The organism is Janthinobacterium sp. GW821-FHT03C10 (assembly GCF_059420865.1).
The window spans coordinates 147,319-168,952 of the sequence record NZ_JBWKUN010000008.1; the positions used below are offsets into that span (position 1 = coordinate 147,319).

Genomic DNA, 21,634 nt, shown 5'->3' on the forward strand with positions numbered 1-21,634 from the left:
CGCGACCGCTGGACAAATGCACAGTATTTTTAGCCATGCCGGTATAATCACGGCATGCAAAATCTTCTTCACAACCTCAATCCCGAACAATTGGCTGCCGTCACCCTGCCGGCCCAGCATGCGCTGATCCTGGCCGGCGCCGGTTCGGGCAAGACCCGCGTGCTGACCACCCGCATTGCGTGGCTGATCCAGACCCAGCAGGTATCGCCGCCCGGCATCCTGGCCGTGACCTTTACCAATAAAGCCGCCAAGGAAATGCTCACGCGCCTGTCGGCCATGCTGCCGATCAACACGCGCGGCATGTGGATCGGCACCTTCCACGGCCTGTGCAACCGCTTGCTGCGCACGCACTACCGCGACGCGGCCCTGCCGCAGACCTTCCAGATCCTCGATTCGCAGGATCAGCTATCCGTGATCAAGCGCTTGTTGAAGGCGAACAACATCGATGATGAGAAATTCCCGCCGAAGACGGTGATGTATTTCATCAACAATGCCAAGGACCAGGGCTTGCGCGCCACGGACGTGGAAGCGTATGACGCGCACGAGCGCAAGATGGTCGAGCTGTACCAGCTGTACGACGACCAGTGCCAGCGCGAAGGCGTCGTTGATTTTGCGGAATTGCTGCTGCGCACGTATGAGTTGCTGAGCCGCAATCAACCATTGCGCGAGCATTACCAGGCGCGCTTCCGCCATATTCTCGTGGACGAGTTCCAGGATACGAACAACCTGCAATACAACTGGTTGAAATTGCTGGCCGGCCATGGCAGCCGCGATGGCGGCGCCCTGTTTGCCGTCGGCGACGATGACCAGAGCATCTATGCCTTCCGCGGCGCCAACGTGGGCAATATGAGCGCCTTCGAGCATGAATTCCAGGTCAAGAACTTGATCAAGCTGGAGCAGAACTACCGCTCGCACGGCCACATCCTCGACAGCGCCAACGTGTTGATCGCGAACAATAGCAAGCGCCTCGGCAAGAATCTGCGCACGGACGCGGGCCATGGCGAGCAGGTGCGCGTGTATGAAGCCAGTTCCGACCTGCAGGAAGCGCAGTGGATCATCGAAGAGGCGAAAAGCCTGATCGCCGATGGCGCCTCGCGCAGCGAAATCGCGATTCTGTACCGTTCGAATGCGCAGTCGCGCGTGATCGAACACGCGCTGTTTTCGGCCGCCATTCCCTACCACGTGTATGGCGGCCAGCGCTACTTCCAGCGCGCCGAGGTCAAGCACGCGATTGCTTATTTGCAATTAATGGATAATCCGCACAACGATTCGGCCTTCCTGCGCGTCGTGAACTTCCCCACGCGCGGCATCGGCATGCGCTCGATCGAGCAATTGCAGGCCGCGTCGGAGCAGTACGGCATTTCGCTGTACGCTTCCGTGCCGTATGTGGCGGGCAAGGCGGGCAGCGTGCTGGCCGGTTTCGTGAAATTGATCGAGGGCGTGCGCTTCGAAACGCAGCAATTGTCCCTGCCGGAAATGGTCAGAGTCGTGCTGGAAGCGAGTACCCTGCTCCAGCATTATCAGAATGAAAAGGAAGGCGCCGACCGCATCGAGAATCTGGAGCAGATGGTCAGCGCGGCCAGCCAGTTCATTTCCGAGGAAGGTTTTGGACAGGGCGCACCGGCCCACCTGGGACCAGCCGCCCAGGCGCAGTCGGGCGCGCCCGTCGCCAACCAGGATGGCATCGAAATCCTCGATGCCGACGCGCCGCTGCCGGCCGTGATGTCGCCGCTCTCCGCATTTTTATCGCACGCGTCGCTGGAAGCGGGCGACAACCAGGCGCAGGCGGGCCAGGATGCGCTGCAGATGATGACCGTGCACTCGGCCAAGGGCCTGGAATTCGACAACGTGTTCATCACGGGCCTGGAAGAGGGCCTGTTCCCGCACGAAAGCAGTTCGAAGGAAGACAATGGCGTGGAAGAGGAACGCCGGCTGATGTACGTGGCCATCACGCGCGCGCGCAAGCGGCTCTACATGAGCTTCTCGCAGACGCGCATGTTGCACGGCCAGACGCGCTACAACATGAAGTCGCGCTTCTTCGACGAGTTGCCGGAAGAGTCCTTGAAATGGCTGTCGCCGAAGGTGCAGGCGAACTGGTTCGGCAACCGCAAGTCAGCCTGGGACGAGGCGCCCAAGGTGGCCAGCCTGGGTTCGGACAATGCGATTGCGCAAAAGATCGCGCAAAAAGCCACGGGCGGCGGCTGGCGCATCGGCGAATCGGTGGCGCACGCCAAGTTCGGCGAAGGCGTGATCGTGAATATCGAAGGCGGCGGCGGCAATGCGCGCGCGCAGATCAACTTCGGCCAGCACGGCATGAAGGTGCTGGACCTGGGGATTGCCAAGCTGGAACGATTGGGACGGTGATGTGGAACGCGGGATGGCTAACGATGGCGTCGGATTACGCGGCGTGCCGCCGCTAATCCGACCTACGCTGTGGCATTGCAAGGCATTCGAGAGCGTGTAGGTCGGATTAGCGCAGCGTAATCCGACATCATTGTTGGCCTTGCAAGGCATTCGATATATAAAAAAGGGGCAGCCTGCGCAGGCTGCCCCTTTTTACATCTGGCCGGCGATCACTCTCCGGTCTTATCCAGCGACACCGTCTTGCTCTCATCGACGGGCACGCCGAAGATCTGGCGGTAGGCGGCGTAGAACGAGCAATGCATGATGATGGTCAATATCATCGACAGCGGCATCATCAGCTGCATCATCAGCGGCGTGCGGCCAAAGATAACGGCCAGCAATTGGCTGGTGACGACGCTGATGGCAAACCAGGTGGCGGCGAAGACGATGAAGGCCGACAGCGAACGCCAGACGGCGAAAAAGCTGAAGAACAGCGCCTTGCCCAGGCCGGTTTGGCGCCAGTAGATCAGCGGCGCGGCAAAGCAGAAGGCCATGGCGGCCGGCACGTACAGCACGATGGCCAGCAGGATGCCCAGGCCCAGGCGCGAGTCGGGGATGGCGGCGCGCGCCGCTTCTTCCGTCAGTTGCCCGGTGACCAGTTTCCACAGCAAGCCACCGTCCACCAGGGTCGAGGCGCCGATGGCGACGATGGCCATCAGGATGTACAGCACGCCCAGTCCGAACAGGGACGGAAACGCCGGCTTGCGGAAGCCCGAGAGCAGCAAACTGGGCAAGACGCGCTTGCCCTGGTCGATATGCAGGCAGCCTTGCACGAAGGCGACGGAGAATACGGGCACCAGGATGACGGGCAGCAATTGGCCGAGCACGGGCACGATGCTGACGGCCAGCATGCAGAACATATAGCCGAGAAACAGCATCGACATGCCGCCAGGTTGCTTGCGAAACAGGCCGAAGCCTTGTTTCACCCATTGCCAACCTGTACTTGCAGGTAATTTTTCCATGTTTAAAACAGTTCCGGAGCAGGTGTGGCGATACGTTCGCGCAGAATACGTTCGAAATGCGTGGGATCGTGCGGGGTCAGCATTTCCGCTTCGCGCGGCTGGTAATAATCGTACAGGCGCGACAGCCAGAAACGCAGCGCGGCGGCGCGCAGCATCGGCTGCCATGCCGTTCGTTCTTCATGCGTAAACGGGCGCACGGCCTGGTAGGCGTCGAGCAGGGCGCGCACGCGCACCGTGTCGAGCACGCCCGTGGCCAGGTCCACGCACCAGTCGTTGACGGTGACGGCCACGTCGAACAGCCAGGTGTCGCAGCCGGCAAAGTAAAAGTCGAAAAAGCCCGTCAGGCGCTCGCCGTCAAACATGACGTTGTTGCGGAACAAGTCGGCATGCACGGGACCGCGCGGGATGGCTTTATACGTATCGCAGGCGGCAAAGGCGTCCTGGAAATGGATTTCCGCGCGCAGCAAGTGCGCCCTGGCATCGTCGAGGTGGTGCAAGACCAGCGGCGTGGTGGCGTTCCACCAGTCCAGTCCGCGCAGATTCGGCTGCTGCAGGGGGAAGTCCTGCGCCGCCAGATGCATCTTGGCCAGCATGGCGCCGACAGCGGCGCAATGCACGGCTTGCGGTGCCATCTGCGAGCTGCCGTCGAGTTTGCTGACGATGGCGGCCGGCTTGCCTTGCAGGGCCGTCACCAGTTCGCCATCGGCATTGGCGATCGGCGCGGGCACCAGCACGCCCCGGTCCGCCAAATGGCGCATCAGTTGCAGGTAGAACGGCAATTGCTCGAAGCTGAGGTTTTCAAAGATCGTCAGCACATACTCGCCGCGCTCCGTGCTCAGGAAGAAATTGCTGTTTTCGATGCCGGAGGCGATGCCCTTGAGCGCCAGAGGTTTGCCGAGTGGAAACTGCGTGATCCACTGGCCGATATCGTCCAGGTGTAGCGCGGTAAAAACTGCCATGGGAAAGAAATGAATGGTCTAAAAGGTCAAAAAAAGCCGGCTGCCCCCGCGCATGGCCGGGGCAGGGCAGAAGAGAGTGGCTGCTTACTTCGCTGGTGCGGGCGGTGCTGGCGCGTCCGCTGCCTCTTCATCGCGTTGTTTCTGTTTTTTCTTGCCCAGATCAAATTCCAGCACTTTCCATTGCGGGCCGCGCAGGGCGTTGCCGTTGGCCTGGTCGGCGCCGGCGGCCGGCTTCATGTAATAGGTGCTGCCGCCGCTGGTGACTTTCACTTCGCTGGTGACGCCCGCTTCGCGTTTTTCGGTAATCTGCTGCTTGGCGGCGGCCGGCGCCACGGTGATGGGGGCTTCGCCCATTTCCTCGATACGTTCGAGCTGGGGCGGCGCGTCGCTCGGTTTGGCCGGCGTCTGGGCGCCGGCAAGGGCCGAACATGCCAGCAGGGGCAGGGCGAGGAATGTCCAGAGTGTCGATGTACGCATCATGATGGGTTCGCTTCCATGTGTGGGACTGCAGCGCGTGCAGTGGTGTAATGCCGTCAATTTATCTATAAGGCATTGTAACAAACTGGTAGGCAATGCTGTTTAAATGAGCGGAAATGGCTGGCAGCGGCGGCCCGCGTGCCCGTTCGGGGCTGCCAGGGTGGCAAAAACGCCAGGAACGGCACGCATTGCGGCCGGTGACGCGGCCCTAAACTCTGCGATAATTGGGCGAACTTCCACCCGCCCGCCGCTCTGCTCACTGGGCGGGCGCGCTCACCTTATTTTATTGGCATTATGCAAAACACCCTGCTGTTAGTCGACGGTTCCAGTTACCTTTATCGCGCCTTCCATGCGCTGCCCGACCTGCGCAGCCCGGACGGTTACCCCACGGGCGCCATGCACGGCATGGTCAATATGCTGCGCCGCCTGCGCGCCGATTACCCGGCCGCCTACATCGCCTGCGTGTTCGATGCCAAGGGTAAAACTTTCCGCGATGACATGTATCCCGAGTACAAGGCCACGCGCGCCTCGATGCCGGACGACCTGCGTTTGCAGATCGAACCGATCCACGAAGCCGTGCGCGCCATGGGCTGGCCCATTTTGATGGTCGACGGCGTCGAAGCGGACGATGTGATCGGGACCCTGGCCGTGCAGGCGGCCGCCGCCGGCATGAATGTGGTGGTGTCCACGGGCGACAAGGACCTGGCGCAACTGGTCAACAGCCAGGTGATGCTGATCAATACCATGAGCAATGAAAAGCTCGACGAAGCGGCCGTGCTGGCCAAGTTCGGCGTGCCGCCCAAGCGCATCATCGATTATCTGTCGCTGATCGGCGATACGGTCGACAACGTGCCGGGCGTGTCGAAATGCGGGCCGAAAACGGCCGTCAAATGGCTGACCCTGTACGACAGCCTGGAAGGCGTGATGGAAAACGCGGCCAAGGTGGGCGGCGCCGTGGGTGAAAACCTGCGCACGGCCCTGCCATGGCTGCCGCAGGCGCGCGCCTTGATCACCGTCAAGACCGATTGCGATCTGTCCGGCCACATGACGACGATTGCCGATTCGCTGGTGGCGAAACACGAAGACAAGGAAGCGCTGCTGGCCTTTTTCAACCGCTACGGCTTCAAGGCCCTGCTGCGCGAACTGGGCGCGGCGCCGCCGCCGATGTCGCCCGTCGGCGCACCGCCTGCCGCCGGCGCCTCCGCCGTCAACACGACGGGCGACATGTTTGCCGATGCCGCGCCAGCGGTCAAAGCCGAGTATGAAACCGTGCTGACGGATGAACAGCTCGACAAATGGATCGCGCTGATCGATGCCGCTGCCCTGACGGCCGTGGACACGGAAACCACCTCGCTGGAACCGATGACGGCGCAAATGGTCGGCATTTCCCTTTCGGTCGCCGAACACAGCGCCTGCTACATCCCGCTGGCCCACGACTACGCGGGCGCGCCGGAACAGTTGACGCGCGAACACGTGCTGGCGAAACTGCGCCCGTGGCTCGAAGATGAAAACAAACCCAAGCTGGGCCAGAACCTGAAATATGACAGCCACATCTTCGCCAACCATGGCGTGACGTTGCGCGGTATCGCTCACGACACCCTGCTCGAATCGTATGTGTTCGAATCGCACAAGAAACACGACATGGACAGCCTGGCCCTGCGCCACCTGAACTACACGACCATCCCGTTCGAGGACGTGTGCGGCAAGGGCGCCAAGCAGATCACCTTCAACCAGGTCGAGGTGGAGCAGGCGGCGAAATACGCGGCCGAGGATGCCGACGTGACCTTGCGTTTGCACAATGCCATGTGGGGCAATGTGGCGAACGATGAAAAACTCACGTTCATCTATGAAAAGATCGAAATGCCGACGGCCGTGGTCTTGCAAAAGATCGAGCGCAACGGCGTGCTGATCGACGATGAATTGCTCAACATCCAGTCGGCCGAGCTGGCCGTGAAGATCCTCGAGCTGGAAAAGAAGGCGTATGAACTGGCCGAGCAGCCGTTCAACCTGGGTTCGCCCAAGCAGATCGGCGAAATCTTCTTCGAGAAATTGAAGCTGCCGGTGGTCAAGAAAACCCCGACGGGCGCGCCGTCGACGGACGAGGAAGTGCTGCAAAAGCTGGCCGAGGACTATCCGCTGCCCAAGGTGCTGCTGGAATACCGCGGCATGGCCAAGCTGAAGTCGACGTATACCGATAAATTGCCGAAGATGATCAACGTCACGACGGGCAGGGTGCACACGAACTATGCGCAAGCCGTGGCCGTGACGGGGCGTCTGGCGTCGAACGACCCGAACTTGCAGAATATTCCCATCCGCAGCACGGAAGGCCGGCGCATCCGCGAAGCGTTCATTGCGCCGCCGGGCAGCCACATCGTGTCGGCCGACTATTCGCAGATCGAATTGCGCATCATGGCGCACATTTCGGGCGATGAAGCCATGCTGCGCGCGTTTGCCGACGGCATCGACATTCACCGCGCCACGGCCGCCGAGATCTTTGGCGTGCCGGCCGCGGAAGTGCAGAGCGAACAGCGCCGCTACGCCAAGGTCATCAACTTCGGTTTGATCTACGGCATGAGCGCGTTTGGCCTGGCCGGTAACCTGGGCGTGGACCGCACGGCCGCGCAAAGCTATATCGACCGCTATTTTGCGCGTTTTTCCGGCGTGAAACAGTACATGGAAGACACGCGCCAGCAAGCCAAGGCGCGTGGCTACGTGGAAACCGTCTTCGGCCGCCGTTTGTGGTTGCCGGAAATTAATTCGCCGAACGGCCCGCGCCGCCAGGGCGCGGAACGGGCGGCGATCAACGCGCCGATGCAGGGCACGGCCGCCGACCTGATCAAGCTGGCCATGATCGCCGTGCAAGGCTGGCTGGAGCAGGATGGCTTGCAGACGAAGATGATCATGCAGGTGCACGATGAACTGGTGCTGGAAGTGCCGGACGCGGAACTGGAACTGGTCAAGCGCAAGCTGCCGGAACTGATGGCGGGCGTGGCCGCGCTGAAAGTGCCTTTGACGGCCGAGGTGGGCGTCGGCAAGAACTGGGACGAAGCGCATTGATGCTGTGTCGGCTTACGCGGGGCATGCCCCGCTAAGCCGACCTACATGTTTAATTCAGCAATGACCGTAGGTCGGCTTGGCGCAGCGTAAGCCGACATTGATTGTCAACACACCCTTCAGGAGAAGCGCATGAGCGACATGATCACCGATTGTGAAAGTTTGCTGGGCCAGAGCAGCGTGTCCGGGCCGGATGGCCGGCGTGGTTTCCTGAAGGTGGCGCTGGGCGCGGGCTTTGCCGTGGCCGTGCTGCCCGTGGCGGCGCAAAACGTCATCAAGACGGATTCCGCCGGGCTCGTCACGGGCACCATGTCGGTGATGGTCGATGGCCAGGCCGTGCCCGTGTATGCGGCCCAGCCGGAAGGCAAGACGGGCTTGCCCGTGGTATTGGTCATTTCGGAAATCTTTGGCGTGCACGAGCACATTGCCGACATGGCGCGCCGCTTCGCCAAGCAGGGCTACCTGGCGCTGGCGCCCGACCTGTTCGTGCGCCAGGGCGATCCGACCAAGGTGGCCAGCATCCCGGAATTGATGAAAGGCATCATCGCCAAGACGCCGGATGCGCAAGTGATGACGGACCTCGATGCGGTTGTTGCGTGGGCGAAACAGAATGGCGGCGACACGAGCCGCCTGGGCATCACGGGCTTTTGCTGGGGCGGCCGCATCACGTGGCTGTATGCGGCGCACAATCCGGCCGTCAAGGCGGGCGTGGCCTGGTATGGCCGCCTCGTGGGCGAAGCGACTGCCTTGCAACCGAGCAACCCCATCGACATCGCCGCCACCTTGAAAGTGCCCGTGCTGGGCTTGTATGGCGGCAAGGATACGGGCATCAGCCAGGAATCGATCGGCAAGATGAAAGACGCGCTGGCCAAGGGCGGCAACCAGTCGGAATTCGTCGTGTATGCCGATGCGGGTCACGCCTTCAACGCCGATTACCGCCCCAGCTATGTGGCGGCCGATGCGAAAGACGGCTATGCGCGCTGCCTGGCCTGGTTCAAAAGCCACGGCGTGGCGTAATACCGCAACAGAAAATACCTGCATTTTCCAGAAGTTGCCGCGAGAAGCACACCGGGCTGTAAAATGCCCGGTTCGTGTAAATGCAGTACAATTGCATCTTCATCGCGCTACGCTGCCGCCAGACGCGCAAATGTAAATAATAAGCAATAGTCATCAGGCCAGACGCCAGCATAGCGGGCGCCCATGACCCGGCGCCATTTTGAGGTAAGAAAATCATCGATCCCGTCCTTATATCCATTTTGCTCGCGACCACGATCGCGGGCGTGTTGAGCATTACCGCGGCGGCGATCTTTTCGTTTGCATTCCTGTCCAAGGTGGTCGAGCGCATGGTCAGCTTGTCCGTCGGCATCATGCTGTCGACGTCCTTGCTGCACGCCTTGCCTGAAGCGTTCGAGTCGCAGGCGGACCCGCGCAGCCTGTTCGCCACCCTGCTGGCGGGCTTGCTGGCCTTTTTTATGCTGGAAAAATTCGCCATCCTGCGCCATTCGCACCACCACGAAGGCGATGGCCACCATCACGCGCACGGCCACGACAAGCACGAGGCGGGCAAGGCCGGCTGGATGATCCTGGTCGGCGATGGCATGCACAACTTCACGGACGGCATTTTGATCGCCGCCGCCTTCCTGGCCGACCCGAAGCTGGGCCTGGTCACGGGCCTGGCCATCATCGCGCATGAAATCCCGCAGGAAATCGGCGATTTCATCGTGCTGCTCAACGCGGGCTTCTCGCGCCTGCGCGCCTACATCTTCAATCTGCTGTGCAGCCTGATGGCGGTGGCCGGCGGCTTGCTCGGCTATTTCACCCTGGACCGCGCCAGCAACCTGATCCCGTACGTGCTCGTGTTCGCCTCGTCCGGCTTCATCTATATCGCCCTGTCCGATCTGATGCCGCAGATGCAGCGCCGCGCCACCTTGCGCGAAACCATCCCGCAAGTGCTCCTGATCGCGCTGGGCGTGTGCATCGTGCTGTTTTTGACGCGGCACAAACACGGCGGTTGATGCCCGGCACTATCGGCGCAGTGCCAGCTATGTTATATTGCCTTTTTGACTAACTTGCACAGAAAGGAGGAAAATATAATGGAAGAAAACTTGTTGCTCGCCTTGTGGCGCGCACGCTCTTTAAGCGCATTTGCCAGCTCTTGCCCACGTTCTATCGCGCTGCGATAACCTGGCCAGAGCAAAGTCACCCTCCTACACGAGTCCTTTCCTGGTACTCCGTTGTCGTTAGCGCTCCTGTTAACGCGGATGCTTGCATCCCGAACAAAGACAAGAGCCATGACTACCCTGATATCGACACAAGCTTTACAACTGGATACCCATGACGGTTTCCTCTTCAACGAACTCGCCTTTACCTTGCGCCAGGGCGACCGCATCGGCCTGATCGGCCACAATGGCTGCGGCAAATCCACCTTGCTGGGCTTGCTCAGCGGCACGCGGGAAGCCACTGCCGGCACCATCCACTATGCCCGTGCCTGCCGCTTGCAGCACGTGGAGCAGCACTTGCCGCCGGAACTTGCCAGCCTGAGCCTGTACGACGCCTTGCTGGCGCCCGTGCTGGAGCAGCCCGAGCTGCATTGGAGGATCGACAGCCTGCTTGCCGAACTGGGTTTCGACCTTGATACGGCGCAAGTGCCCGTGCATGCGCTGTCCGGCGGCCAGCACACGCGGCTGCTGCTGGGGCGCGCCCTGCTGCAGGAGCCGAACGTGCTGCTGCTGGACGAACCGAGCAATCACCTGGATTTGCCGTCGCTGCTGTGGCTGGAGCAATTCCTGCTGCGCTGGCGCGGCGCCTTCATCCTCGTCTCGCACGACCAGCGCCTGCTGGACAACGTGGCCACGCGCAGCTGGATCTTGCGCGATAGCCGCCTGTACGACTTCGACTTGCCGTGCGGCCCCGCGCTGGCGGCGCTGGCCGAGGCGGACGTGGCCGCTGCCGCCCGCCATGCGGCGGAACAGAAGGAAATCGACCGCCTGTCCGCCAGCAGCGCCCGCCTGGCGTTGTGGGGGCGCACCTATGACAATGAAGACCTGGCGCGCAAGGCCAAGACCATGCAGCGGCGCATCGATAAATTGAAGGATGCGCAATCGTTCGTCAGCGATGGCGCACCGTGGCGCCTGAGTTTGCGCGGCAAGCCGCTGGCGGCCGACCAGCTGCTGGCGCTCGACGGACTGGACGTGCGCGCCGTGCCCGCTTCTCCCGTGCTGTTCCAGGTCGGCCAGCTGTGGCTGAAACCGGGCGACAGGGTCGCCTTGCTGGGCGCCAACGGCAGCGGCAAGTCGTCCCTGCTGCGCCTGTGCTGGCAGGCGATCCAGGCGCAGCAGGAACGCAGCGACTTGCGCTACCACCACGCGGCCAACATCGGCTATTACGACCAGTCGCTCAGGCAACTGGCCGATACGGCCGATTTGTCCGACGCCCTGTACCCGTTTGCCGTGCAAAACGAGGCTGCGCGCAGCCAGGTGGCGCGCAGGCAGGCCTTGATTTCAGCCGGTTTCCCGTATGCGCGCCATGGCCAGACGGTGGCGACCCTGAGCGGCGGTGAGCGGGCGCGGCTGCTGTTCCTGGGGCTGTCGCTGGCCAGCTACCATTTATTGTTGCTCGATGAACCCAGCAACCACCTGGACATGCAGGGCAAGGCGGAGCTGGGGCAAGCCTTGCGCGGCTTTGCAGGCGGCTGTCTGCTGGTGTCGCACGACCGCGACCTGATCGAAACGGCGTGCAACCGTTTTTGGGTAGTGGCCGATGGCCGGCTGGAAGAGTGGCCGGATGCTGCCAGCGCGTATGCGCGGTTGAGTGCCGAGGATGGACAGGCGTCGGCGCCAGTGGTACGCGTGGAGAATGCGTCTGCGGTACTGACGGACATCGACCTGCAGCTGGAACGCTTGTGCGAACTGGAGCAATTGTTGGCGGAAGACCTGGCGAGGAAACCGCGGCACCAGAAGCCGGCCAGCCAGCAGGCGTGGCAGGCGGAATTGGCGCAGCTGAATCAATCGCTGGGGATAACATCGTAGTTATCCACCGGGCATGAAAAAGCGGACCGAGGTCCGCTTTTTTTTTAGTTACCCGTCGCCACGGGCCGCGCCGGATCCGCGCACCATTCGCTCCACGAACCCGGATACAGGGCCGCGCCAGGTAAGCCCGCCACTTCCAGGGCCAGCAGGTTGTGGCACGCCGTCACGCCGGAGCCGCATTGCAGGATAGTAGATTCAGCCGTGCTGATTAGGCCCGCGAATTCCTGCTCCAGTTCTTTAGCGGATTTGAAGCGGCCGTCCGCCTGCAGGTTATCCTTGAAGAAACGGCTTTTCGCGCCCGGGATATGGCCGCCCACGGGGTCGATGGTTTCGTTTTCGCCCCGGTAGCGGTCGGGCGCGCGCGCGTCGATGACGGTCAAGGCCTGGGTTTCCAGGTTGGCGACGACGTCCTGCACGCTGACCGTGCGCGTCAGGCTGGCTTTTTCCGTCAGCTGGCCGACAGGGCGGGGCGCCACGGGCGTGACCAGCGGCAAGCCCTGTGCCTGCCAGGCGGCCAGGCCGCCGTCGAGCACGGCCACATTCGGATGACCGAGCCAGCGCAGCAGCCACCACAAACGGGCGGCGAACATGCCGCCCTGGCCATCGTACGCCACCACTTGCGTGTCGTCATCGATGCCCCAGCCGCGCAGGGTGGCCAGCAGGGCATTGCGATCCGGCAAGGGATGCCGTCCCGTAAAGTCCGGGCCGCGCGCCGTCTTGGGGCCGGACAGGGCCGTGTCGATATCGGCGAATTGCGCGTTCTGGATGTGGCCGGCGGCAAACGCGTCGCTGCCCGCTGTCGGGTTGAGCAAGTCGTGGCGGCAATCGAGGATGACCCAGTTGCTGTCATTCAGGTGGCTGGCCAGTTCGCTGGCCTGGATCAAGGTGGTGTACATCAGGAACGCTCCTTTACACTTCGCTGGCGATGGGATCCGTGCGCGCGATGGCCGCGCCACGGGCCGTGTTGCGGGTATTGTAATAGGTTGCCGCGATGCCGGAAGCGAGAATGATGGCGATGCCCGTCCAGCCGTGCCAGTCGAACAGGTCGCCAAAGATCACCACGCCCCAGAAGCTGGAAAAGACGATGCCTGTGTATTGCAAATTGGCAACCACGAGGGTCTTGCCCAGGCGATAGGAGCGCGTCATGGCCATCTGCGCCATCGTGGCGCACAGGCCGATGGCGGCCAGCAAGCCGATGCCGTAGGCGCTCGTGTGCATGTGCCAGACGACGGGGCCACCGCCGGCGCTGGCCACGTGGCCGATCACGCCGGCCAGGAAATTGACGACCGAGAAATAAAACACGACCCGGTATTCGGGTTCGCCCAGCAAGCCCAGTTTGCGCACTTGCAAGTAGGCGAGGGCCGACAGCATGCCGGAAATCAAGGCCGTGATGGCGCCGGCCAGCTGATCCGTCTCGAACACCGGTTGCAGCAGCAGGGTCACGCCGACAAAGCTCATGGCAATGGCCGCCACCAGCGGCCACTCGACCTGTTGCATGCCTTTCCACCAGCCGCCGGCGAGTAAAATCACGGCGATCCAGATGGGCGCCATGTAATTGAGGGTCATGGCCGTGGCCAGCGGCAGGATGGCGATGGCATAAAACCACAGCCACAGGGCGATCACGCCCACCACGCCGCGCCACAGATGCTGGCCCGGCATCGTGGTTTTAAAACTGCCGCCCTGGTACAGAATCGTGCAGCTCATGACGATCATGCCGATGATGCCGCGGTACATGACGATTTCGGACGTCGAATACAGATCCGAGGCCAGTTTCACGCACACGCCCATGATGGCGAACATAAAGCTGGCAAACAGCATCCAAAGTGACTGCATGAGTAATCCTGACGATGAAAATGAAAAGGGCCGCGCAATGCGGCCCCTTGAGGAAATTACAGTTCGATATTGCTGCGGTACCACTCGTGGAAGTGCTGCATGCCGTCTTCCATGGGCGATTGGTAAGGGCCCACTTCGTTCACGCCGCGCTGCATCAGGACCTTGCGGCCCGCATCCATGCGCTGGGCGATTTCATCGTCCTCGACACAGGTTTCCATGTAGGCAGCCCGTTCCGCTTCGACGAAGTCGCGCTCGAACAGCACGATTTCTTCCGGGTAATAGAACTCTACCACGTTGCGCGTCTTTTGCGGGCCGTCGGGCCACAGGGTCGAGACGACCAGTACGTGCGGATACCATTCGACCATGATGTTCGGATACAGGGTCAGCCAGATGGCGCCATACGGCGGCGCTTCGCCGCCGCGGAATTGCAGCACCTGCTCCTGCCATTTCTTGTAGGCAGGCGAGCCGGCCTGCTGCAGGCCGCGGTGTACGCCCACTGTCTGCACGCTGTAATCCTTGCCGAATTCCCAGCGCAGGTCGTCGCAGCTGACGAAGCTGCCCAGGCCCGGGTGGAACGGTTCCACGTGATAATCCTCGAGGTAGACTTCGATGAAGGTCTTCCAGTTGTAGTCGCACTCGTGGATTTCCACGTGGTCGAACATGTAGCCGGAAAAATCGAGGTCTTTCGAGACGGACAAATCTTTCAATTTTTCCATCACGTTGTAGCCATTTTGCTCGAACAGCAAGCCATTCCAGCTTTGCAGCGGCGTTTTTGACAGGTTCAGGCACGGCGTCTCGGGGAAGTGCGGCGCGCCGATCAATTCACCCTTGAGGTCATAGGTCCAGCGGTGCAGCGGGCAGACGATATGGTTCGCGTTGCCGCGGCCATTGAACATCAGCGCCTGCCGGTGGCGGCACACGTTGGACAGCACTTCGATGCCATTGGCGTTGCGCACGAGCATGCGCCCTTCGTTCTCAGACGCCAGGGTCGCAAAATCGCCGGTTTCCGGCACCATCAGCGCATGCCCGACATAGCGCGGGCCGGCTTGGAACAATTGCTGCATTTCACGCTGCAACAGCGTTTCGTCAAAATAGACGTGGACCGGAAGTTGCGCGTTTGAGCGCGCCAGCTTGGCGTGAGTAGCCAGATCGGACATCCCAACCCCCCATAAATGTACAACGGTCAGCAGTGCCCCAGGCCATTCCCTGGGCAACCGCTACAGAGAGAAAGAATCCGCAAAGACCTGAATTCAAATTTGTTGAAACGGTATTTCGGACAGAACCGGCGATTATAGCGCGTATCGGCCTCGGCATTATCAAACCTGCCCGGTAAATACGCTACTTTAATGAGAAACATTGTCATTTGGCGCGCAATTTCCGGTAGCGAGGGGCGATTCGGCTAAAATCCGCTGACAAGCTGGCAACGCTATTGACTTTGAGCGCGCCGATTGCGCTTTAGTTTTCACTTAATAGTGTGGTTTGTTCTAAAATAACGCTTCTATGCTGGCCGGGAGTCCCCGGCGTCTCCCTACAAGCCCCTCGTGCCACGAAGAGATCTGAGTCTATGTCGAAGAAATTAACTGCCGCTGCCGCAGCGCCGGCCTCGTTTGAAGAGGCGATGGCGGAACTGGCGCAGCTGGTAACGCAAATGGAAGCGGGCCAGTTGCCGCTGGAAGCATCGGTCGCGGCCTACCAGCGCGGCTCGGAACTGGTCAAGTATTGCGCTACCCAGCTCGACAGTGTCGAAGCGCAGGTGAAAGTATTGGAAGGCGACATGCTGAAACCGTTCGTGGATGCCGGCGAGGCCGCTCAATGATGGCCAATGTGCAACAAGACGGCGTCACCTTCGGCGACTGGATGCAAAGTACCCAGTCCGGCGTGGAAGGCCGGCTCGACCAGTTCCTACCGGCGGCGGACGTCGTGCCGCACAAGCTGCACGCGGCCATGCGCTACGCGCTGCTGGGCGGCGGCAAGCGCGTGCGCCCGCTGCTGGTGATGGCGGCCGGCGAATTGTTTGACGCCGATCAAGACACGCTCGCGCGCGCCGCTTGCGCGCTGGAAATGATTCACGTGTATTCGCTCGTGCATGACGACATGCCGTGCATGGATGACGATGCCTTGCGCCGTGGCAAGCCCACCGTGCACGTCGCCTACGATGAGGCGACGGCCCTGCTGGTGGGCGACGCGCTGCAATCGCAAGCGTTCATGCTGCTGGCCGACGGCGCGGCCATTCCTCCAGCGCGGCAAATGGCCATGATCAAGCTGCTGGCGCACGCCTCCGGTTCGGCAGGCATGTGCGGCGGCCAGGCGATCGACCTCGACAGCGTCGGCCTGGCCTTGACCTTGCCGCAGCTGGAACAGATGCATCAACTCAAAACGGGCGCCTTGCTGCGCGCGGCCGTGATCCTGGGCGCGCTGGCAGGCAAGGACTTGACGGCCGACGACATGACGGCGCTGAACGCCTATGCGCGCGCCGTCGGCCTGGCGTTCCAGGTGGTCGACGACGTGCTCGACGCGACGGCCGATTCGGCCACCCTGGGCAAGACGGCGGGCAAGGATGCGGCCGCCAACAAGCCCACTTACGTATCGATACTGGGGCTGGAACCATCGCGAGCCCTGGCAGAACAATTGCGGTGCGACGCCCATGCGGCGCTGGCGCCATTCGGGGACAAGGCACGCCGTCTGCGCGAGCTGGCAGACCTGGTCGTGCAGCGGAAGGCATAAATGAAACTGTTAGAAACCATCAATGAACCAGCGCAAGTGCGCAAGCTGGCCCGCTCGCAACTGGTGCCGCTGGCGCAGGAATTGCGCAGCTTCCTGCTCGACTCCGTTTCCAAGACGGGCGGCCATCTGTCGTCCAACCTGGGCACGGTCGAGCTGACCGTCGCGCTGCACTATGTGTTCAACACGCCGCACGACCGCATCGTCTGGGACGTGGGCCACCAGACCTATACACACAAGATTCTGACGGGCCGCCGCGAGCGCATGCACACCTTGCGCCAGAAGGACGGCATTTCCGGCTTCCCCAAGCGCGACGAAAGCGAATACGACACGTTTGGCACGGCCCATTCGTCGACGTCCATTTCCGCCGCGCTGGGCATGGCGCAGGCCGCCAAGATCAAGGGCGACCCGCTGCACGCGATCGCCGTGATCGGCGACGGCTCGATGACGGCCGGCATGGCTTTCGAGGCGATGAACAATGCGGGCGTGCAGGAAGACGTCAACCTGCTGGTGATCCTGAACGACAACGACATGTCGATCTCGCCGCCCGTGGGCGCGCTGAACCGCCACCTGGCGCGGCTGATGTCGGGCCAGTTCTATGCGGCAGCCAAGAATGTTGGAAAATCCGTCTTGCCCGGCCCCGTGCTGGAGCTGGCGAAGCGCTTCGAAGAGCACGCCAAGGGCATGGTCGTGCCTGCCACCATGTTCGAGGAATTCGGTTTCAATTACATCGGCCCCATCGATGGCCACGACCTCGATTCGCTGATCCCGACCTTGCAAAATATCAAGCAACTGAAGGGTCCGCAATTCCTGCATGTGGTGACCAAGAAGGGGCAGGGCTACAAGCTGGCCGAGGCGGAGCCGATTTTGTACCACGGCACGGGCAAGTTCAATCCGGCGGAAGGCATCAAGCCGGCCACGGCGCCGGCCAAGATGACGTACACGGAAGTGTTCGGCAACTGGCTGTGCGACATGGCGGCGCACGACAAGCGCCTGGTGGGCATCACGCCGGCCATGCGCGAAGGCTCGGGCATGGTCAAGTTCGAACAGCAATTCCCGACCCGCTACTTTGACGTCGGCATCGCCGAGCAGCATTCCGTGACCTTCGGCGCGGGCCTGGCCTGCGAAGGCTTGAAACCCGTCGTGGCCATCTATTCCACGTTCCTGCAGCGCGCCTACGACCAGCTGATCCACGACGTGGCGCTGCAAAACCTGGACGTGACGTTCGCACTGGACCGCGCCGGACTGGTGGGCGCCGACGGCGCCACGCACGCGGGCAACTACGACATGGCGTTCCTGCGCTGCATCCCGAACATGGTCGTCATGGCCGCGTCGGACGAAAACGAATGCCGTCAAATGCTGACGACGGGTTACCACTACCCGGGCCCGGCCGCCATCCGCTATCCGCGCGGCGCCGGTGCGGGCGCGGCCATCGTGCTGGAACTGACCAGCATCGAGATCGGCAAGGGCGAGATCAAGCGCCACGGCAAGCGCATCGCCATCCTGGCCTTCGGTTCCATGGTGGCGCCGAGCGTGGCGGCGGGCGAGAAGCTCGACGCGACGGTGGCCAACATGCGTTTCGTCAAGCCGCTCGACGTGGCACTGGTGAAACAGCTTGCTCTCGACCACGACTACCTGGTGACGGTGGAAGAGGGCTGCATCATGGGCGGCGCCGGTTCGGCCGTGGCCGAAGCGTTGGCGGCGGAAGGGATCGTCAAGCCGATTTTGATGCTGGGCTTGCCCGACACCTTCATCGACCATGGCGACCCCGTGCAGCTGCTGAAAAGCGTGGGCCTGGACGCCAGCGGCATCGCCGCGTCGATCGAGCAGCGTTTTGGCGGCTCCCAGCCGCGCCTGGCTGTCGTCAGCTAAGTTGGCTTGCAGACTGAAAAGCGGCACTGCGGTGCCGCTTTTTTTGCGCCTGCGGGGTTTTTACGCTGCACTGCAGCATTTCTCGTCCGGGAATGCTACGATGACGCTTTGATACCCTTTCAAAGCCGATCTTGCATTTCAGGAAACTCCACCGCCGTTCCCGCATGCTGGCAAGCCGCTGGCTGACGGGCATGCACGCCTACACCGACAAGCTGGCGCAGCGCCGTCCCCTGTGGATGGTCAGCCTGGCCATCGACGAAACGAACCTGTCCGAGGGCTTGCGGGCCGCCTGCGCCTCGAGCGCCATGCTGCTCTTGGGCCTGCTGTTCGACCACCCCGATTTTTCCTGGGCCGCCATCGGCGCCTTCTGGACGTGCCTGGCCGACGCGGCCGGCACGCGGCGCATGCGTTTTGTCTCGATGGTGGGCTTTGGCCTGCTGTCGACCGTGGCCGGCGGCCTGACGGCGCTGGCGGCCGGCCATGGCGTTGCGACGGCGGCCGTCGCCGTGCTGCTGTTTTCCTGGGCCGGCGCGCTGGCGCGCATTTGGGGCGCGGCCACGGCGCAAGTGGCCATCCTGGCGGCCACGGCCTGCGTGGTGATGGTCACGCACCCATTGGCATCGATGACGCAGACGGCGCCGTTTCTGGGGCTGTACATGTTCGGCTGCCTGTTCGCCACCGTGCTCAGTTTTACGGTCTGGCGCATCCATCCGTTCAGCCCCGCCCGGCGCGCCATCCGCGCCGCGTATTCGCGCCTGGCCGGCATCGCGCGCGACAATGCGCGCTTCCTGGAACAGGGCCCGGCGTTGCCGGACGCGGCCGCGCATGGCGCCAGCTACCGTTCGCAGGCGCGCGCCGCGCTGGAAGCGGCGCGCGTGGCGCTGGCCGCCGTGCCGCCCGCGCGCGCGGGCCGCAGCGCCCTGTACGACAACCTGCTGCTGGCGCTCAGCGACGCCGAGCGCATCTTCGCCTATCTGATCGCCGTCACGCATACGTGCGAGCGCGAGCAGCAGCGGCTGCGCCAGGACCCGCGCGCGCGGCGCAGCCTGGAAGTGATGGCCGTGCTGCTGCGCCGCCTGGGGCAAGCCGTGCAGCGCCAGCCGGAAGCGCCGCCCCTGGAATTGCAGCGCCGCCTGGCGGGCTGCGGACGGCGCCTGGAAGCGGCGCTGGGCGCCTTGCTGCCGCTGCGCCTGAACGTGGACTTCATGGAGCTGGGCTTGCCGCGCGCGGCGCAGCTGCCGTGGCGCGAGGCGGCTTTCCTGGCGCTGGGGCAGGCGTGGCAGACGGCGAAAGTCAACGCCACGCCGCAGTCGCTGAGCTGGCGCCATGCGGCGCGCGTGTCGCTGGCGACGACGGCCGGCTTTTTGCTGGTCGAAGCCTTGCACATTCCGTTCGGCTACTGGGCCACCATGGCCACCTTGTTGATATTGCAGCCGTCCGTGTCGACCACCTGGCCGCGCGGCATCGAGCGCGTGGCGGGCAGCGTGCTGGGCGCCTTGCTGGCCGTGCTGATCGGCCTGGCCGTGCATACCCCGCTGGCGATCTCGCTGGTGGTGTTTCCCCTGATCGTCGCCACGATGGCCTTGCGCCGCGTCAGCTACAGCCTGCATGTGCTGTTCATGACGCCCGCCTTCGTGCTGGTGGCCGACTATGCGGCGCCCGCCAGCGAGATGGTGTATGCGGCTAGCCGCCTGGGCAACAATGTGCTCGGCTGCCTGCTGGCCCTGCTGGCCACGTTCTTCCTGTGGCCGGACCGCGAGGCGGACGACCTGGACCAGCGCCTGGCGAAAGCCGTGTCGGCCAACCTGAAATACCTGCTGGCCGTGCTGGCGGCGGGCGGTAAATGGGATAGCGCCATCGCGCGCCTGCGCCGCGAGGCGGGGCTGGCCAGCAATAACGCGGAACAGGTGCTGCAGCGCCTGCGCATCGAGCGCCGCCTGGACCGCAGCAGCGGCGTGGGCCTGGCGGCGCTGCGCACCTTGCCGCTGCTGCGCCGCGTGGCGGGCAGCACGGCGCGCATCAGTCTGAGTCCGCAGGCCGAGCCGGCGGCGCCCGAATTGCAACGCTGGATCGCTGAAGTCAGCAGGGAAATCGATGCGCTGCTGCGCGGCGAAGCCGATGCCGGCGCGCCTGGCCCTTGCGCTGCAGAGGGCTTGACTGCCCTGCAAGCCGACGCGGTGGCGCAGGTGCAGCTGTTGCGGGGATTATTGCGCGAACATGTGCAGGCGCGGCCCGCGAGCTTGCCTGTACCGGCCTGACTGTAGCCGCTCGGCCGGCTGCGCCCGCAACCGGCCTCTCCTGCTTGCGGCGCTGTTATTGTATAGACGTTTCGCGCCTGCCAATCTCTCCAAATTCCACATTGCATGGGCTTTGCCGATATATTTTTCAAACTGGAAATTTATCGAAAGGAAACGTTGACTCTAAAATAAGTGCGGTCTATATTCGATTTTGCAGGATGTAAATTCGATAAAGTAATAAGCATCGTACTGCAGGTGGCATTTCCTTTTTTACGTCAATCTTCTGGCCATTCCAGCAATACATGCAAGGCCGAATGCAGCGTGAATGAAGAAAACCGGGTGGACCGGGGGATACAATCGCCCCGGTTTGGAAGTAACGACGTCGAGGTGGCTTCATGATGCAAAAGAAAATTAAAACCATCGCCATGTATGGCTTGATCCTGGCCGCCGGCCTGGGCAGCGGTTATGGCCTGTCCTTGTTGCCCGGCTTGCTCAAGTCGAATTACACGGAGGGTAATTACGCCGCGTATTTCCCGAATGCCCAGGCAAAAGTGGTGCTGTACGGCACGGACTGGTGCGGTTATTGCGCCAAGACGCGCGCATATTTCAAGGAGAACAAGATCGAATTCGTCGATCTCGATATCGAGAAATCACCGGAGGCGAAAAAAGCCCATGCGGAACTCGGCGGCGGCGGCGTGCCCGTGGTGTTGATCGGCAACCGCAAGATCCAGGGTTTCAATGCGGGCGCGCTGGAAGCGGCGCTGAAGAAAATCTGATTGCAGGATGGCGTGTAAGAGACGGCGCGCCATGGATGTCCGTCATCGTCTGTCAATTCAACAGGAGTGCTTATGTTTAAAAAACTGGGTTTCTTTTTGTTTGCCATGGGTGTCAGCGCCTCGTATGCCATGGCCAGCAGTACCGCCGACATTTCGGAATGCCAGTCCGAGTGCTATATGGCGCGCGATGCCTGCGTCATGGAGTTCAAGGTGCCTGACTGCGTGCGTGTCAATAAGGCCTGTCTGCAGGCCTGCGGCTAGCAAGCGCCTGTCAGCTGGATACAACACGGCGATGCCTGTCAATCAGCATCG

Annotated in this window: 17 protein-coding genes; 11 read left to right on the plus strand and 6 right to left on the minus strand. The window is 62.4% G+C overall.

All coding sequences use genetic code 11. From position 1 onward, the window contains the following. Nucleotides 1-54 precede the first annotated feature (54 nt). On the plus strand, nucleotides 55-2,364 hold the full coding sequence (locus AC07VH_RS24310; RefSeq protein WP_070222661.1) for a UvrD-helicase domain-containing protein: 2,310 nt from the start codon (nucleotides 55-57) through the stop codon (nucleotides 2,362-2,364). 209 nt (nucleotides 2,365-2,573) lie between these two features. Here AC07VH_RS24310 and AC07VH_RS24315 read toward each other — a convergent pair whose 3' ends face one another. From AC07VH_RS24315 to AC07VH_RS24325, 3 genes are all read right to left on the minus strand, one after another. Continuing rightward, nucleotides 2,574-3,365: a BPSS1780 family membrane protein gene (locus AC07VH_RS24315; protein ID WP_494788547.1), complete on the minus strand. Its 792-nt coding sequence runs from the start codon at nucleotides 3,363-3,365 to the stop codon at nucleotides 2,574-2,576. 2 nt (nucleotides 3,366-3,367) lie between these two features. Further along, the gene (locus tag AC07VH_RS24320) at nucleotides 3,368-4,324 is read right to left on the minus strand and encodes a homoserine kinase (protein WP_475414644.1); all 957 of its coding nucleotides are present in this window, start codon (nucleotides 4,322-4,324) and stop codon (nucleotides 3,368-3,370) included. A gap of 84 nt (nucleotides 4,325-4,408) precedes the next feature. Beyond that, entirely contained in the window at nucleotides 4,409-4,804 is a 396-nt protein-coding gene (locus AC07VH_RS24325; RefSeq protein ID WP_494788548.1) for a hypothetical protein, read from the minus strand. 291 nt (nucleotides 4,805-5,095) lie between these two features. On the opposite strand from AC07VH_RS24325, the gene polA reads away from it, so the two are divergent. From polA to AC07VH_RS24345, 4 genes are all read left to right on the plus strand, one after another. Beyond that, the gene (gene polA / locus AC07VH_RS24330; protein WP_494788549.1) at nucleotides 5,096-7,858 is read left to right on the plus strand and encodes a DNA polymerase I; all 2,763 of its coding nucleotides are present in this window, start codon (nucleotides 5,096-5,098) and stop codon (nucleotides 7,856-7,858) included. Between the two features lie 129 nt (nucleotides 7,859-7,987). Next, the gene (locus tag AC07VH_RS24335) at nucleotides 7,988-8,872 is read left to right on the plus strand and encodes a dienelactone hydrolase family protein (RefSeq protein ID WP_494788550.1); all 885 of its coding nucleotides are present in this window, start codon (nucleotides 7,988-7,990) and stop codon (nucleotides 8,870-8,872) included. A 239-nt stretch (nucleotides 8,873-9,111) separates the two neighbouring features. Beyond that, entirely contained in the window at nucleotides 9,112-9,870 is a 759-nt protein-coding gene (locus AC07VH_RS24340; protein WP_131688328.1) for a ZIP family metal transporter, read from the plus strand. 276 nt (nucleotides 9,871-10,146) lie between these two features. Then, complete coding sequence (locus tag AC07VH_RS24345; protein ID WP_494788551.1) at nucleotides 10,147-11,883, plus strand: ABC-F family ATP-binding cassette domain-containing protein; 1,737 nt, start codon at nucleotides 10,147-10,149, stop codon at nucleotides 11,881-11,883. Between the two features lie 44 nt (nucleotides 11,884-11,927). On the opposite strand, the gene AC07VH_RS24350 is transcribed toward AC07VH_RS24345, so the two are convergent. Genes AC07VH_RS24350 through AC07VH_RS24360 form a run of 3 tightly spaced genes read right to left on the minus strand, consistent with a single transcriptional unit; the run spans nucleotide 11,928 to nucleotide 14,873 of the window. Next, complete coding sequence (locus tag AC07VH_RS24350) at nucleotides 11,928-12,779, minus strand: sulfurtransferase (protein WP_494788552.1); 852 nt, start codon at nucleotides 12,777-12,779, stop codon at nucleotides 11,928-11,930. A 13-nt stretch (nucleotides 12,780-12,792) separates the two neighbouring features. Further along, the gene (locus tag AC07VH_RS24355; RefSeq protein WP_489628890.1) at nucleotides 12,793-13,716 is read right to left on the minus strand and encodes a DMT family transporter; all 924 of its coding nucleotides are present in this window, start codon (nucleotides 13,714-13,716) and stop codon (nucleotides 12,793-12,795) included. Nucleotides 13,717-13,772: 56 nt separating this feature from the next. Beyond that, a complete protein-coding gene (locus AC07VH_RS24360) occupies nucleotides 13,773-14,873 on the minus strand; it encodes an aromatic ring-hydroxylating oxygenase subunit alpha (RefSeq protein WP_099409794.1) in 1,101 nt (366 codons plus the stop codon). Between the two features lie 407 nt (nucleotides 14,874-15,280). Here AC07VH_RS24360 and AC07VH_RS24365 point away from each other — a divergent pair, with 407 nt between their 5' ends. The 6 genes from AC07VH_RS24365 (at nucleotide 15,281) to AC07VH_RS24390 (ending at nucleotide 21,583) form a co-directional block, all read left to right on the plus strand. Beyond that, nucleotides 15,281-15,532, plus strand: coding sequence for an exodeoxyribonuclease VII small subunit (locus AC07VH_RS24365; RefSeq protein ID WP_046683420.1), 252 nt, complete (start codon nucleotides 15,281-15,283; stop codon nucleotides 15,530-15,532). Continuing rightward, the gene (locus AC07VH_RS24370; protein WP_494788553.1) at nucleotides 15,529-16,440 is read left to right on the plus strand and encodes a polyprenyl synthetase family protein; all 912 of its coding nucleotides are present in this window, start codon (nucleotides 15,529-15,531) and stop codon (nucleotides 16,438-16,440) included. The genes AC07VH_RS24365 and AC07VH_RS24370 overlap by 4 nt, the downstream gene beginning before the upstream one ends. Continuing rightward, nucleotides 16,441-18,309, plus strand: coding sequence for a 1-deoxy-D-xylulose-5-phosphate synthase (dxs, locus tag AC07VH_RS24375; protein ID WP_494788554.1), 1,869 nt, complete (start codon nucleotides 16,441-16,443; stop codon nucleotides 18,307-18,309). It begins immediately after the preceding gene. Nucleotides 18,310-18,473: 164 nt separating this feature from the next. Beyond that, nucleotides 18,474-20,567 (plus strand): FUSC family protein, encoded by a 2,094-nt coding sequence (locus tag AC07VH_RS24380; RefSeq protein ID WP_494788555.1) that lies wholly within the window; start codon nucleotides 18,474-18,476, stop codon nucleotides 20,565-20,567. Between the two features lie 374 nt (nucleotides 20,568-20,941). Further along, on the plus strand, nucleotides 20,942-21,322 hold the full coding sequence (locus AC07VH_RS24385) for a glutaredoxin family protein (protein ID WP_475414654.1): 381 nt from the start codon (nucleotides 20,942-20,944) through the stop codon (nucleotides 21,320-21,322). Between the two features lie 72 nt (nucleotides 21,323-21,394). Further along, nucleotides 21,395-21,583, plus strand: a complete 189-nt coding sequence (locus tag AC07VH_RS24390; RefSeq protein ID WP_494788556.1) for a hypothetical protein — start codon at nucleotides 21,395-21,397, stop codon at nucleotides 21,581-21,583. The last annotated feature ends 51 nt before the right edge of the window (nucleotides 21,584-21,634 follow it).

Bases quoted from the DNA above. Each gene is read 5' to 3' on its own strand.
- AC07VH_RS24320 (WP_475414644.1), bottom strand. From the start codon at position 4,324: ATGGCAGTTTTTACCGCGCTACACCTGGACGATATCGGCCAGTGGATC.
- AC07VH_RS24385 (WP_475414654.1), top strand. From the start codon at position 20,942: ATGATGCAAAAGAAAATTAAAACCATCGCCATGTATGGCTTGATCCTG.
- AC07VH_RS24345 (WP_494788551.1), top strand. From the start codon at position 10,147: ATGACTACCCTGATATCGACACAAGCTTTACAACTGGATACCCATGAC.
- AC07VH_RS24380 (WP_494788555.1), top strand. From the start codon at position 18,474: ATGCTGGCAAGCCGCTGGCTGACGGGCATGCACGCCTACACCGACAAG.
- AC07VH_RS24390 (WP_494788556.1), top strand. From the start codon at position 21,395: ATGTTTAAAAAACTGGGTTTCTTTTTGTTTGCCATGGGTGTCAGCGCC.
- AC07VH_RS24360 (WP_099409794.1), bottom strand. From the start codon at position 14,873: ATGTCCGATCTGGCTACTCACGCCAAGCTGGCGCGCTCAAACGCGCAA.
- AC07VH_RS24370 (WP_494788553.1), top strand. From the start codon at position 15,529: ATGATGGCCAATGTGCAACAAGACGGCGTCACCTTCGGCGACTGGATG.
- dxs (WP_494788554.1), top strand. From the start codon at position 16,441: ATGAAACTGTTAGAAACCATCAATGAACCAGCGCAAGTGCGCAAGCTG.
- AC07VH_RS24315 (WP_494788547.1), bottom strand. From the start codon at position 3,365: ATGGAAAAATTACCTGCAAGTACAGGTTGGCAATGGGTGAAACAAGGC.
- AC07VH_RS24325 (WP_494788548.1), bottom strand. From the start codon at position 4,804: ATGATGCGTACATCGACACTCTGGACATTCCTCGCCCTGCCCCTGCTG.
- AC07VH_RS24310 (WP_070222661.1), top strand. From the start codon at position 55: ATGCAAAATCTTCTTCACAACCTCAATCCCGAACAATTGGCTGCCGTC.
- AC07VH_RS24355 (WP_489628890.1), bottom strand. From the start codon at position 13,716: ATGCAGTCACTTTGGATGCTGTTTGCCAGCTTTATGTTCGCCATCATG.
- AC07VH_RS24365 (WP_046683420.1), top strand. From the start codon at position 15,281: ATGTCGAAGAAATTAACTGCCGCTGCCGCAGCGCCGGCCTCGTTTGAA.
- AC07VH_RS24335 (WP_494788550.1), top strand. From the start codon at position 7,988: ATGAGCGACATGATCACCGATTGTGAAAGTTTGCTGGGCCAGAGCAGC.
- AC07VH_RS24350 (WP_494788552.1), bottom strand. From the start codon at position 12,779: ATGTACACCACCTTGATCCAGGCCAGCGAACTGGCCAGCCACCTGAAT.
- polA (WP_494788549.1), top strand. From the start codon at position 5,096: ATGCAAAACACCCTGCTGTTAGTCGACGGTTCCAGTTACCTTTATCGC.